9 protein-coding genes are annotated in these 13,557 nt (G+C 67.3%); 8 read left to right on the forward strand and 1 reads right to left on the reverse strand.

Going from position 1 to position 13,557, the window contains the following annotated elements; all coding sequences use genetic code 11:
- The first annotated feature begins 167 nt into the window (after positions 1 to 167).
- From ACSQ2B_RS03315 to ACSQ2B_RS03335, 5 genes are all read left to right on the forward strand, one after another.
- Positions 168 to 929 carry an SDR family NAD(P)-dependent oxidoreductase gene (locus ACSQ2B_RS03315; protein WP_436047310.1) on the forward strand — a complete coding sequence of 254 codons (762 nt, stop codon included), beginning with the start codon at positions 168 to 170 and terminating at the stop codon, positions 927 to 929.
- A 14-nt stretch (positions 930 to 943) separates the two neighbouring features.
- Positions 944 to 1,738, forward strand: coding sequence for an enoyl-CoA hydratase/isomerase family protein (locus ACSQ2B_RS03320; RefSeq protein WP_436047312.1), 795 nt, complete (start codon positions 944 to 946; stop codon positions 1,736 to 1,738).
- A gap of 1 nt (position 1,739) precedes the next feature.
- Entirely contained in the window at positions 1,740 to 2,900 is a 1,161-nt protein-coding gene (locus tag ACSQ2B_RS03325) for an acetyl-CoA C-acetyltransferase (protein WP_436047314.1), read from the forward strand.
- Positions 2,901 to 2,960: 60 nt separating this feature from the next.
- Positions 2,961 to 4,265 carry a hypothetical protein gene (locus ACSQ2B_RS03330; RefSeq protein WP_436047316.1) on the forward strand — a complete coding sequence of 435 codons (1,305 nt, stop codon included), beginning with the start codon at positions 2,961 to 2,963 and terminating at the stop codon, positions 4,263 to 4,265.
- Between the two features lie 161 nt (positions 4,266 to 4,426).
- Positions 4,427 to 5,518: an AraC family transcriptional regulator ligand-binding domain-containing protein gene (locus ACSQ2B_RS03335; protein WP_436047318.1), complete on the forward strand. Its 1,092-nt coding sequence runs from the start codon at positions 4,427 to 4,429 to the stop codon at positions 5,516 to 5,518.
- Positions 5,519 to 5,705: 187 nt separating this feature from the next.
- Here ACSQ2B_RS03335 and ACSQ2B_RS03340 read toward each other — a convergent pair whose 3' ends face one another.
- On the reverse strand, positions 5,706 to 9,197 hold the full coding sequence (locus tag ACSQ2B_RS03340; RefSeq protein ID WP_436047320.1) for an indolepyruvate ferredoxin oxidoreductase family protein: 3,492 nt from the start codon (positions 9,195 to 9,197) through the stop codon (positions 5,706 to 5,708).
- Between the two features lie 296 nt (positions 9,198 to 9,493).
- Here ACSQ2B_RS03340 and ACSQ2B_RS03345 point away from each other — a divergent pair, with 296 nt between their 5' ends.
- The 3 genes from ACSQ2B_RS03345 (at position 9,494) to ACSQ2B_RS03355 (ending at position 13,528) form a co-directional block, all read left to right on the forward strand.
- Entirely contained in the window at positions 9,494 to 10,285 is a 792-nt protein-coding gene (locus ACSQ2B_RS03345; RefSeq protein ID WP_436047322.1) for an SDR family NAD(P)-dependent oxidoreductase, read from the forward strand.
- A 329-nt stretch (positions 10,286 to 10,614) separates the two neighbouring features.
- On the forward strand, positions 10,615 to 12,042 hold the full coding sequence (locus tag ACSQ2B_RS03350; protein ID WP_436047324.1) for an aromatic ring-hydroxylating oxygenase subunit alpha: 1,428 nt from the start codon (positions 10,615 to 10,617) through the stop codon (positions 12,040 to 12,042).
- Positions 12,043 to 12,220: 178 nt separating this feature from the next.
- Complete coding sequence (locus tag ACSQ2B_RS03355; RefSeq protein WP_436047326.1) at positions 12,221 to 13,528, forward strand: cytochrome P450; 1,308 nt, start codon at positions 12,221 to 12,223, stop codon at positions 13,526 to 13,528.
- Positions 13,529 to 13,557: the final 29 nt, after the last annotated feature.

A 13,557-nucleotide genomic window follows, 5' to 3' on the forward strand; every position in this document is an offset into this window, starting at 1 on the left:
GCGGCTGACGCCCCTCTCGCCGGCCGCCCCCGTCGCCGACGGGATTTATCGTTGGGGCACGGCGACGTGTCCCTGAGGGAAGAATTCCGCAGTCCTGCAGGCTCGGAATTGCTCGCATTTCGGCCCACCGTGTAGGGGGCTCTCACTCGTCTGGAAGGAATACTCGCGTGGAACTGAAGGGCATTGCGGCCATCGTCACCGGCGGCGCGTCGGGTCTGGGTGGAGCGACCGCGAAGATGCTGGCCGACGCCGGCGCCAAGGTCACGATCTTCGACCTCAACGAAGAGGTCGGCCAGGCGCACGCAAAGGACATCGGCGCCAGCTTCCAGAAGGTCAACGTCTCGGACGAGGCCAGCGTGGCCGCCGCGCTCGACGCCGCCCAGGCCGCCAACGGCGTGGCCCGTGTGCTGGTCAACTGCGCCGGCATCGCGCCGGCGGTGAAGACGGTCGGCCGCGAGAACGTCCCGCATTCGGCCGAGATCTTCGCCAAGACCGTCACGGTCAACCTGATCGGCACCTTCACGATGATCGCCCAGTTCGCCGCCCGTCTGGCGGCGGCCGAGCCGATCGGCGAGGAGCGCGGCGTGATCATCAACACCGCCTCGGTGGCCGCCTACGACGGCCAGATCGGCCAGGCGGCCTATGCGGCGTCCAAGGGCGGCGTGGTCGGCATGACCCTGCCGGTGGCGCGCGACCTGGCGCAACACCAGATTCGCGTCATGACCATCGCGCCGGGCATCTTCCTGACGCCCATGCTGCTGGGCCTGCCGCAGGCCGCGCAGGACAGCCTGGGCAAGATGGTCCCGCACCCGAGCCGCCTGGGCAAGCCGGAGGAGTACGCCAAGCTCGCGGCCAGCATCATCGACAACCCCATGCTCAACGGCGACGTCATCCGGCTCGACGGCGCCATCCGCATGGCGCCGAAATAGCCATGGCGCCCCAAGTGAGCAGGTCTGGCGGCGTCCTCTTCGAAGTCGACGGGGCGATCGCGACGATCACCCTGAACCGGCCCGACGTCGGCAACGCGCTCGACATCCCGATGTCGCGCGAGCTGATGGACCTGGCCATCCGCTGCGAAGGGGACGCCGCGATCCGCTGCGTCGTCCTGACTGGGGCGGGCAAGCTGTTCTGCGGCGGCGGCGACGTCGCCGCCTTCGCCGGCGCCGGCGACGACCTTCCGGTGTTCCTGCGCGAGATCACCTCCTACCTGCACGCGGCCATCTCGGTCTTCGCGCGGATGGAGAAGCCGCTGGTCTGCGCCGTGAACGGTTCGGCGGCCGGGGCCGGCATCGGCCTGGCGATACTCGGCGACGTCGTGCTCGCCGAACCGACGGCCAGTTTTAGCTTGGCCTACACCGGCATCGGGCTGACGCCCGATGGCGGCACGACGTGGCTGCTGCCGCGGCTCATTGGACTGCGGCGCGCCCAGGAGCTCTGCCTGACCAATCGCAAGGTGAAGGCCGAGGAGGCCGCGAGCTTGGGCCTGGTCACCCGCCTGGTCGAGGCCGGGGCCCTGGCGGCCGAGACCAAGACGCTGGCGGACAGTCTCGCCCGGTCGGCCACGGCCGCCCTCGGCGCGACGCGCAAGATGCTGGTCGAGAGCTATTCGAACACCCTGGAAACTCAGCTGGCGCTGGAAAGCCGCGTCATCTCCAACCAGTCCCGCAACTTTGAGGGCCGGGAAGGCGTCTCCGCCTTCCTCGAGAAACGCGCCCCCCGGTTCCTGAAGGAAGATTGATATGGCCGAAGCTTACATCGCAATGGCGGTCCGTAGCGCCGGTGGCCGCCGCAAGGGCTCGCTGCTGGGCGTGCACCCGGCGGATCTCGGCGGCGCGGTCCTGAGCGCGCTTGTCGACCGGTCCGGGATCGATCCGGCGGCGATCGACGACGTGATCGTCGGCTGCGTGACCAACGCCGGCGAGCAGACCTTCGCCTTCGCCCGCAACGTGGTGCTGGCCTCGAACCTGCCGGACAGCGTGCCGGCGGTGACCATCGACCGTCAGTGCGGTTCCTCCCAGCAGGCGCTCAGCTTCGCCGCCCAGGCGGTGATGTCGGGCCACCAGGACATGGTCGTGGCCATGGGCGTCGAACACATGACCCGCGTGCCGATGGGCTCGAACGTGAAGCTCTACGTCGACGCCGGCCTCAGCCAGGGCGTGTGGAGCCCGGCGATCCAGAAGCGCACCGGCGCCGCCGAGCCCAGTCAGTTCATCGGCGCCCAGATGATCGCCGACAAGTACGGCTTCACCCGCGAGCAGATGGACGCCTATGCGCTGGGCAGCCACCAGCGGGCGGCCGCGGCCATCAAGGCCGGCGCCTTCAAGGGCGAGATCGCGCCGATCACCACCCCGGACGGCGTCTTCGACACCGATGAGGGCGTCCGCTACGACGCCTCGCTCGAGGGCATGGCGGGCCTGAAGCCGATCCTGGAAGGCGGTTCGATCACCGCCGGCAACGCCAGTCAGATGACCGACGGCGCCGCGGCGCTGCTGGTGGTCAACGAGAAGGCGCTGAAGCAGCACAACCTCACCCCGCTGGCGCGGGTGCACACCATGACCGTCACCGCCGGCGATCCCGTCATCATGCTCGAAGAGCCTGCGCCGGCGACCAAGAAGGCGCTGGAGCGGGCCGGCCTGAAGCTCGATGACATCGACCTGTTCGAGGTCAACGAGGCCTTCGCCGCGGTCGTGATGTCCTGGCTGAAGAACACGGGCGCGGACCCGTCCAAGCTCAACGTCAATGGCGGCGCGATCGCGCTCGGCCACCCGCTCGGCGCCTCCGGCGCCAAGCTGATGACCCAGCTGGTCCATGGCCTGCGCAACCAGAACAAGCGCTGGGGCCTGCAGGTGATGTGCGAAGGCGGCGGCGTCGCCAACGCCACGATCATCGAGCGCCTCTAGAGGCCAAGAGGACAGGGGCGCAGCCGCGGCTGCGCCCTCGTCAGGCCGGTTGGAGACATCATGACGGTCGTCGACTGGGTCCGTGGAGACGCGCTGGGCCTGCAAATTCCGGCGCATGGCGAGGCCCTGCGGGCCGGCGGCGAGGCCTTCCTCACCAAGGCTTTCCGCGCGGCCGGCGCGATCGGCCCGGACAACAGCGTCGCCCAGATCACCCAGCTTGAGGAGTGTCCGGGCGGGAGCACGGGGCGCAAGCAGTGGCTTCGGGTGGTCTACGAAAAGCCCGAGCCCGGCCTCCACACCGATCTGTTCGTGAAATACTCGCGCGACTTCGATGACGAGATCCGCGACCGGGCGAAGAACCAGATGGAGTCCGAGGTCCAGTTCGCGCTGATCTCACGGCTGCCGGGCTTCCCGATCGCGGTGCCGGCCTGCCTGTTCGCCGACTACCATCATGACTCCGGCACAGGCGTCCTGATCACGCAGCGCATCCCGTTCGGACTTGGCCGCGTCGAGCGGGCCTGGGACAAGTGCCTGGACTATGAGATGCCCGAGCCGCTGGAGCACTACCGGGTGCTGGTCACCGCGGTCGCCCGGCTGGCCGGGGCGCACAAGGCCGGCCGACTCGCCGCCCACATCTCCGAGACCTTCCCCTTCGACGCGGAGAAGGCGGTCACCAACGACAGGATCCGCTACAGCGCCCAGCAGCTGCAGAACCGCGTCGCCCGCTTCTCCGATTTCGCGGCGACCTACCCGCAGATCCTGCCGACGAACATCGCCACGCCGGAGTTCATCGCCCAGCTGAAAGAGGATGTCCCGCGCTTCCTCGAACACGAGCTGGCGATCAAGCATCACCTCTACAGCCAGCCCGACCTCATCGCCCTGTGCCATTGGAACGCCAACGTCGACAACGCCTGGTTCTGGCGAACGGAAGACGGCGAACTCGCGTGCGGCCTGATGGACTGGGGCCGGGTGAACCAGATGAACATCGCGCTCGCGCTGTGGGGCGGGCTGAGCGCGGCGGAGATCGAGATCTGGGACAACCATCTGGACGAGCTGCTCGCCCTGTTCGTGGCGGAGTTCCGCGGCGCTGGGGGGCCGGTGCTCGATCCGGGCGCGCTGAAGCTGCACATCTGCCTGTTCGCCGCGATGATGGGCCTGGCCTGGTTGATGGACGCCCCGCCGCTGATCCAGTCGCAGGTTCCCGACCTCGCTGAAGCCGAGAGCCGGTTCGACGCCCGGTTCAAGGGCAACGAGACCGCCCGCACCCAGCTGCACATGCTGACCAACTTCCTGAACCTCTGGCAGACCCAGGACTTCGGTCGGATGCTCGACCGGTTTCTGCTGACGCAGGCCGGCGCGGCCTAGGAGCGGCCTGGGCTTTTTCCCGGGAACGGGCAAAAAGCGATGGGTCTCAGGCGTTTAATTTTGACCGGAGAGTCAATATTGGCGGGCTGCCATCGCCACTTGCGTTGACATATCATGGCCTTGCGTTGACAGTCGGGCGCTCCCGAAAGGCGTCTACCTCGATGAGTGAAGGCGAGTTCTTCTACAGCCTCGATGGCCCGCTCGATGCGCTTCCGGCGGAACGTCAGATGCGCGCGGCCAACCTCGGCGGCTTCGCCGAGCTGGCGCGCCGGCTCGGCGGCGATCCCTGGCGGATCCTCGAGCGGCACGGCATCGACCCGCGTACGGCGAAGGATCCGGAAAGCTTCATCGACTGCCAGTCCGTCGTGGACGCCCTCGAGTACTGCGGCGCCCAGTTCAACGATCCCCTGTTCGGACTGCGCCTGGCCCACCTGCAGGAGCCCGACGTCTACGGCTGCGTGACCGCCCTTTGCCGGTCGGCCGCGACGGTCGGGGAGGCGATCGAATCCTTCCAGAAGTACCTGCCGGTCGTCCATTCGCCCGAAAGCGTGGTCGAGGTGGTCCAGGGCAAGGACCTGGTCGAGCTGCGTTGGGGCGAGCGCACCGACCTGGGCGTCAACGACCAGGCGCACTACCAGGCGCTGATCCTGAACATGAAGCTGCTGCGCATGCTCGGTGGCCCGCGGTTCACGCCGCATTATGTGAGCCTGGCGCTCGACGTGCGCTCGAAAGACATTGCCGAGATCGAGAGCGAGATCGGCTGCCGGGTGCGCACGCGCGCCCAGGCCAACGCCATCGCCTTTCCGATCCAGGTGCTGGACCAGCCGATCGCCACCTCCAACCGCCTGCTGTTCCGCCTGGTCGACGGCTACCTCGCCCGCGTGAAAGCCATGCACCGCACGACGATGGTCGAGCGGGTTGAGGACTATGTGCGTGGCGCTCTGCCCTCCGGGAACTGCTCGATTGAGCGCTGCGCGGAAAAGCTCGGCGTCTCCGTCCGCACCCTGCAGGCGCGCCTGACGCGGAGCGAGGTGCGGTTCTCCGACATTCTCGAGCGCCAGCGGATCGAACTGGCCAAGGAGTACCTCAAACAGGACCAGATGAGCCTGGACGAGGTCGCCATCCTGCTCGGCTATTCGGAACAGACCAGCTTCGGCCGCGCCTTCAAGCGCTGGACCGGCCAGACGCCGCAGCGGTTCCGCAGCCTGACCGGCATGGTGTCTGCGCCGGATCTCAGCGCCCCGGCGGCCTGAGGCGGCTGAGCGAACTTCCCCTCTTTACGACTGTCATCCCGGTTTTTCGCGCAGCGAAAAGACCGGGACCCATGAACACGGCGTTGCAGGTCGGGACACGGCCGCGCCACGCGAATTTTCGCTCTCCGGTGTGCATGGGTCCCGGACATCCGCTACGCGGATTCCGGGATGACAGTTGTAGGGCGCTTCAGGCCGGCACGGTTCGTCGCTTGCTGACCGCCAACGGTTCCGACGGCGCATCCAGCTGCGGCAGCAGGGCCGCGACCGCCTCACGGTACGTCTCCACGCCCGCATCCTTCACCGGCCCATAGCCGGCGATCGAGCCGGCGGCGCCGGCTAGCTGGACGGCGACCGCCATATTCGCGTCCGTCGCCTTGTCTGCGACGGAGGAGATCAGCTGGCGATACTCGCCGATCAGCCGCCGCTCCAGCCGCCGCTCGGCGGTGTAGCCGAACGGGTCGAGGGCGCCGCCGCGCAGGGTTTTGAAGCGGCTCATGACCTTCAGCACCGGGAAGATCCACGGCCCGAACTCGATCTTCTTCGGCCGGCCGGTCTTGGCGTCCTTGCGCAAGGCGATCAGCGGCGGGGCGAGGTTGAGCGACAGCTTCACGTCGCCGGCGAACTGGTCGCGCAAGGACGCATGGAACTCCGGCGTGCTGTAGAGCCGGGCGACCTCGTACTCGTCCTTGTAGGCCATCAGTCGGGCGAGCTGGTTGGCGACCTCCATGAGGAAGGTCTCGGGCGCGGCGACGCCGCGGCCGCGAAGCCGGGCCTCCAGGTCGCGCACGAAGGCCTGATACTGGCCGGCGTAGCGGGCGTCCTGATAGGCCGTCAGCCTGTGGCTGCGGCTCTCCAACATCTCGGGCAGGGTGGTGGGGAAGGCCGGCTCGTTCTGCGGGGCGTCCGCCAGCGCCAGCAGGTCGTCTGCCGACTGGGCGGCCAGGCGGCCCAGGGCGAAGGCCTGCAGATTGGCCTTCACCGCCACCCCGTTCAGCCGCACGGCCTCCTCGATCGAGGCGACCGAGACCGGCAGGCAGCCCTTCTGCGCGGCGAACCCGACCATCATGATGTTGGTGAAGATCGAGTCCCCGACCAGCTTGGTCGAAAGCGTGTGCGCAGGCACGGTGGCGATGTTGCGGTCGTCCACGGTCTTGCGAATGGCGGCCAGGAACCTGGGCTTTGAAAGGTCCAGCGCATTGTTCGCCTGGAAGTCGCCGGTGGGCGCGATCTCGTCGTTGGCCACCACCCTGGTGTCGGTCCGGGTGACGGCCAGTACGTCCGGACTGGAGGCGACGATCAGGTCGCAGGCGATCAGCAGGTCGGCCTGGGCCGTGCCCAGCCGGGCGCTGGGGATCTGGTCGACGTCGGCGCCGATCTTGATGTGGCTGGTGACCGCGCCGCCCTTCTGGGCCATGCCGGTCATGTCCAGCACCTTGGCGCTCTTGCCCTCCAGGTGGGCGGCCATGCCGAGCACCGCGCCCACGGTCAGCACCCCTGTGCCGCCGATGCCGGTGACCATCAGGGAATAGCCGCCCACGCCCGGCTCGACGACCGCGGGCGTCGGCAGACCGGCCATCTTCTCCGCCAGCACGCCGGCGTCGATCGAGCGCTTGGCGATCTGGCCGCCGCGCACCGAGACGAAGGACGGGCAGAAGCCTTTGACGCAGCTGTAGTCCTTGTTGCAGCTGGACTGGTCGATCAGTCGCTTGCGGCCGAACTCCGTCTCCAGCGGCTGGATGCTCATGCAGTTCGATTGCTTCGAGCAGTCGCCGCAGCCCTCGCAGACCGCCGGGTTGATGTAGAGCCGCATGTCCGGATCGGCCGCCATGCCGCGCTTGCGCCGGCGGCGCTTCTCGTTGGCGCAGGTCTGGTCGTAGACGACGGCGGTGACGCCGGGGGTCTCGCGCAGCTCACGCTGGACCTCGTCGAGATGGTCGCGGTGCAGGACGCGCACGCCGGCCGGAATGTCGAGGCCGTCGAACCGCTGGGGCTCCTCGCTGAGCAGGACGACCGGCTTGACCCCTTCGACCACCAGCTCGCGGACCATCATGTCGGCCGTCAGCCCGCCCTCGGCCGGCTGGCCGCCGGTCATGGCCACGGCGTCGTTGAACAGGATCTTGAAGGTGACATTGGTCTTGGCCGCCACCGCGGCGCGGATCGACAGCAGGCCGGAGTGGGTGAAGGTGCCGTCGCCCATGTTCTGGAACATGTGCGGGGTGTCGACATAGGGGCCGGCGGCGACCCAGGGCATCCCCTCCGAGCCCATGCCGACGGTGATCATCGTCCGTCGCTCGGGCATGTAGGCGGCCAGGCCGTGGCAACCGGTGGCGCCCATGGCCATGCTGCCTTCGGGGATGACCGTCGAGGTGTTGTGCGGGCAGCCTGAGCAGAAGAAGGCCGGCCGGCTGGCGATCAGCTTCAGCTCGCTGACCTCCCCCTCAGCCCTCAGGAAGGCGTCCGCGCGGTTGCGGGTCTCCTCGTCGAGCATGCCGTGCGCTTCCAGGCGGCGCACCAGGGCGCGGCGGACCTTGCCGGGATCGAGCACGCCGTTGGCGGGGAGCAGCTCGCGGCCTTCCGGGTCACGCTTGCCGACGATCTCCGGACGCTGGTCGGCGCTCAGCCGGTAGAAGATGTGGGCCAGCTGGTCTTCGACGACCGGGCGCTTCTCCTCGACCACCAGGACTTCGCGGCTGCCGGCGCAGGCGGCCTTCACGAACTCGGCTTCCAGCGGCCAGACCATGCCGATCTTGACCACGCGGATGCCGGCCGCCCGGCGGCGGGGCTCGTCGAAGCCTAGGTCCTGCAGCGCCTGGCGCACGTCGAGGTAGGCCTTCCCAGCGGTGACGATGGTGATCTCGCGCCGCTCGGCGTCCAGCGGGATGCGGTCGATCCCGTTGGCGCGCACGAAGGCCTGGGCCGCCGGCAGCCGCTGGTTGACGGTCACCGCCTCCGACTCCAGCGCCGTCATGCCGTTGCGCAGGTTGAGGCTCCGCCCAGCTGGCAGCTCGGGCCGCAGGATCTGGAAGCCAGGGGCGGGGAGGGTCGCCGTCGAGGTGAGGTCGAGGGTGTCGGTGATGGTCTTCATCCCGACGTAGAGGCCGCTGTAGCGCGACAGCTCCCAGCCGTAGAGGCCGAACTCCAGGATCTCGTCGGTGGTGGCCGGATAGAGGACCGGGATGAAGCCGGCGATCAGGGTGTGTTCGGACTGGTGGGCGGAGGCCGAGGACTTGGCCGCGTGATCGTCGCCGGCGACCACCAGGGCGCCGCCGTTGGCCGAGGCGCCTTCCAGGTTGGCCAGCTTCAAGGCCTCGCAGGCGCGGTCCACGCCCACGCCCTTGGCGTACCACATGGCGTAGACGCCGCTGTATCTGGACGCGCCGAACCACTCGAGTTGTTGGGTCCCGCGCAGGCTGGTGGCCGCCAGCTCCTCGTTCAGGCCGGGCTCGAAGCGCACGTCGTGTTCGCCGAGCAGCTTGGCCGCCGCCCAGAGCTGGGCGTCGAGGGTGGTGATCGGCGAGCCCCGATAGCCGGTGACGTAGCCGGCCGTCGTCAGGCCGGCGGCGCGGTCGCGCCGGGCCTGGTCGATCGGCAGGCGCACCAGGGCCTGCAGCGACGAGAGAAAGACCTGGCCCGACTCCTGAGCGTACTTGTCGTCGAGCGTCACTACCGTCTTGGTCACCGACCCACCTCAATCCGCCGACGCGTGCATCCAACCCGACGCCCGCCGATTTTTTCGCGTCGAAGCACAATAGCCGCATTCCGGATGGGCGAGTTGCACGCCTGCGCCAGGGTAGATGACCCGGCCTGAAGACGTTCCCGCGGCTGGGCGGACGGCGAGGGGGCGCCTGGTTTCCTCCGACCCCGGCGCCCGGTGGGATAATGGAGCTTTCCCGCCCGGTCATTCGGATCCATGACGCCCCCGCATAGGTTCCGCCTCCAGGCGAGCCGCCTGAATTTGGCATGGAGAGCAAAGACGTGAGCGATGGTCAGGTGGCGATCGTTACCGGCGCGGCCGGCGGGATTGGCGAAGCCATCTGTCGCCGGTTCGGCGCCGCAGGCGTCAGGGTCGTGGCGACCGGTCGCTCGGCTGACAAGCTCGCCAAGCTGAGGGCGGACCTCGAAGGGGGGACGGAGCTCACCACGATCGCCGTGGACATCACCGCCGAGGAGGCGCCCAGGCGGGTGGTCGACCATGCGCTGGCGACCTACGGGCGGCTCGATCACCTGGTCAGCAACGCCGCCGCCGGCGTCTGGGGACTGGTGCATGAGACCAGCGACGCCATGCTTGACGAGGTCCTCAACACCTCGCTGCGCGCGCCCTTCCGGCTCTGCCGCGAGGCGCTGCCGCATCTGAGCCAGGGCTCGTCGATCGTCCATGTCGGGTCGACCTACGGCATCATCGGCGGCTACGACGGCGGGGCCTATTCGGCTGCAAAGGCCGGGCTGATCGGCCTGATGCGGACCATGGCGGCGCAGTACGGCCACAAGGGCATCCGCAGCAATGTGGTGGCGCCGGGCGTCATCCGCACCGCCATGACCGACGCCTACTGGGACCATCCGGGCTTCCAGCGGATGAACCAGGAGATGACCCCCTACCATCGCGAGGGGACGCCTGAGGACATCGCCAATGTGGTGGTCTTCATCTGCTCGCCGGAAGGCAGCTACATCCACGGCCAGACGATCTCGCTGGACGGCGGCTGGAGCACGACGAAATACCTGGTCCCCGAGGCGCTGAACGCCGAACGCGTGCCGCCCGGGTCGAGCTGAGCGGGGCAGGGCTGTCCGACGTCTATTTTTCACTTCCACGCGGAAACGACCCGGCGCACGCTCTTCCGCGTCACCGTTTCTGGCAATGAGGTGAAAAACTCAGAGTTGGACCGTCACCTGGCGACCCACCGGCCAGCTGCGCGAGGTTTTGACGGATGTCAAACTAACGTCTGGCTGGTGACCGACAGGGGTAACGGCGGCTTCTCAGCCAGTCATTTGGCTACCCGCCCGCTGCCGGTAGGGTCTCGCCGTCCCCGCCTCGATTGCAGCGACGCGGCCGCCCTTCACCTGACCGGGCCACCGCAGCACATAGACATCGGAACGAGATTATGAACGTGCAAACCGGCAAGATCGTCCCCGGCGAGGCCCGCTGCCCCGCGGAAAGCACGCAGGAAATCATCGCGCGCGACAAGGCGCCGGCCCCCGAATGGGCGCGGAGCGAGAGCTACGAATATCTCGGCAGCGAGGATATTTCCAAGGATCGCTACATCGATCCCGAGTTCGCGAAGGGCGAGTTCCAGAAACTGTGGACCCGCACCTGGCAGATGGCCTGCCGCGAAGACCACATCCCCGAAGTCGGCGACTACTATGTGTACGACCTCGGCGCCTTCAGCTTCATCGTCATTCGCAGCGCCGAGGACGAGATCAAGGCGCATTTCAACGCCTGTATGCACCGTGGAACGAAACTTAGGACCTCGGGAACCGAGGGCTTCGCGACCGAGCTGAAGTGTCCGTTCCACGGCTGGTCGTGGAACCTCGACGGCACGAACAAGAACATTCCCTGCCAGTGGGATTTCCCCCACGTCGATACGGCGAAATTTACCCTGCCCCAGGCGCGCGTGGCTCGGCTCGGCGGCTTCGTCTGGATCAACATGGATCCGGAAGCGCCGTCGCTGGAGGACTATCTCGGCGAGGAGCCGCTCGCGCACTTCAATGCGTGGAACCTCGAAAACCGCTATATCTACCTCCACGTGCAGAAGAGCTATCCGGCCAACTGGAAGCTCACCATGGAGGCCTTCATGGAGGCCTATCATGTTGGTGACACGCACCCGCAGGTCGCGCCCGCCAACGGCGACGTCAACTCACAGTATGACGTCTACGGCGAACACGTTGATCGCTTCATTTCGACGCTCGGCGTCGTGAGCCCGAAGCTCTACGGCAAGTATACTGAGCAGGACATCGTCGACAATTTCACGCTCGGCGACAGCTCTTCGCTCGGCGGCCAGAAGCCGCAGCTGAAGGAGGGCGAGCGCGCCCGTCAAGTGATGGCGGACATGTTCCGGGACATGTTCGAAAAGGCGACGAACGCCGACCTGAGCAATGTGTCGGATACGGAGCTGCTCGACACCTATTCGTACACGATCTTCCCGAACCTCTTCCTGTTCCCCGGCATCTCGTTGCCGATGGTCTATCGCTTCAGGCCCGACGCCCGAGACCATCGTCGGACCATCTACGAGGTGATGTTCATGCGGCCGAAGCCGAAGAACGGAGAGACGCCGGAGATGGCCGAGCTCCAGATCCTTGAGGATCACCAGTCCTTCGCGGAAGCCGAGGGCATGGATCCCGGATTCGGCAAGATCCTCGACCAGGATACCGACAACCTTTTCGCGCAGCAGGAGGGCCTCGAGGCGAGCGCCAAGGCCGGCCTGACGCTGGCGAACTATCAGGAAATCCGCATCCGTCATTTCGAGAAGGCGGTCGACAAATATATGGCGATGGCGCCTCCGGCGCAGGTCGGCAAGGCCAGCATCCGCTGAGGCGTCGCGCCTTCCGGTTTTCAAGGGGAGACGGAGCGATTGCCCCGGCGGGCAATGCGGTCTTCGATCTCCGTCATAGCTTCGCCCGCCCGCTTCCGGGACTCTGGCTTTGAAGCCGCTGTTGTCGCGTCCGCTCCTGGCTGGAACCGGGAAGACGGGCGCAAGAGGAGATTGTCGGATGAGCTCTGGAACCGCCGAAGGCGTCTGCCCCGTGTCGAGCAAGGCGGGGATCCTGGCCACCGCGACGCTGACCGACCCCATCATCCAGGCGCGGCCGGATGAGTATTTCAAGGCGATGCGCCGTGACGACCCGGTGCACTACGACGAGAAGCTCGGGATGTGGCTGGTGTCGCGCTACGACGACATTGTCGAGCTGCTTCGCGATCCGATCACCTTCTCGGACAAGCACGGCTACGAAGCGATGTACGCGAACGGCTTTTTCGAGGAGTTCAAGCAGATCCTCGAGCGGGAGGGCGGCGGCTTCTTTCAAGACGCGATCAAGGATGACCCGCCGGCGCACACCCGCGTTCGCAGGCTGATGGAAAAGGCGTTTACGGCGCACCGCGTCGCCTCGGTCGAGCCGGGGATCACCGCCATCATCGTCGATCTGGTCGAGAAGCTCGCCGAGAAGGCCGAGAAGGGCGAAGTGGTCGACGGCGTGACCGAATTCGCCATCCCGCTGACGATCCGGGTGATCTGCGAGCAGCTGGGCATCGCCCAGTTCAACGCCGACAAGATCCAGCGCTGGTCGGCGGCGGTGACCGCCCAGATCTCGAAGATGCAGGATCGCGAGCACATGCTCGAGAACGCAGCCCAGATCTGCGACCTGCAGAACTTCATCATCGCCGAAATGAGAGCCCGCGAGGCCGAGCCGCGCGAGGACATGATCTCGGACATCGTGCACGCCAAGCTCGAAGACGGCGGGACGCTGGAGTTCGGCGAGGCGGTGTCGCTGATCCGCGCCTTGATCATCGCCGGCAACGACACGACGGCGACCGCCATAGGCAAGCTGCTGTTCGTCCTGGCGACCCAGCCGGACGTGGCCAAGACGCTGCAGGAGTCCGTCGACGACGACCGCCTGATGAACCGCTTCGTCGAGGAGCTGCTGCGCATCGAGCCGCCGGTCCGCGGCCTCGCCAAGATGACCACGCGCGAAGTCGAGCTCGGCGGCAAGCTGCTGCCGAAGGACGCCCATATCCTGGTGCTCTACGCCTCCGGGAACGACGACGAGACGGTGTTCGCCTGTCCGCGGGACTTCGACCTCAACCGCAGCAACCTCGGCAAGCACGTCGCCTTCGGCGTCGGGGTCCACCGCTGCATCGGCGCAGCCCTCGCGCGGATGGAGATCAAGGTGGCGGCGCGGGAAGTCGTCCGGCGCCTGACCGACATCAAGCTGGCGACGCCGGTGGATCAGATCACCTACCTCCCGACGGTGGCCACCCACACGATCGACCACCTGCCGCTCACCTTTAAGCGCAAGGCCTAGGCGCGCGCCGTCGCCGGCGCTTCGTCAGA

The organism is Phenylobacterium sp. LjRoot225, assembly GCF_964252855.1.
Taxonomy (GTDB): domain Bacteria; phylum Pseudomonadota; class Alphaproteobacteria; order Caulobacterales; family Caulobacteraceae; genus Phenylobacterium.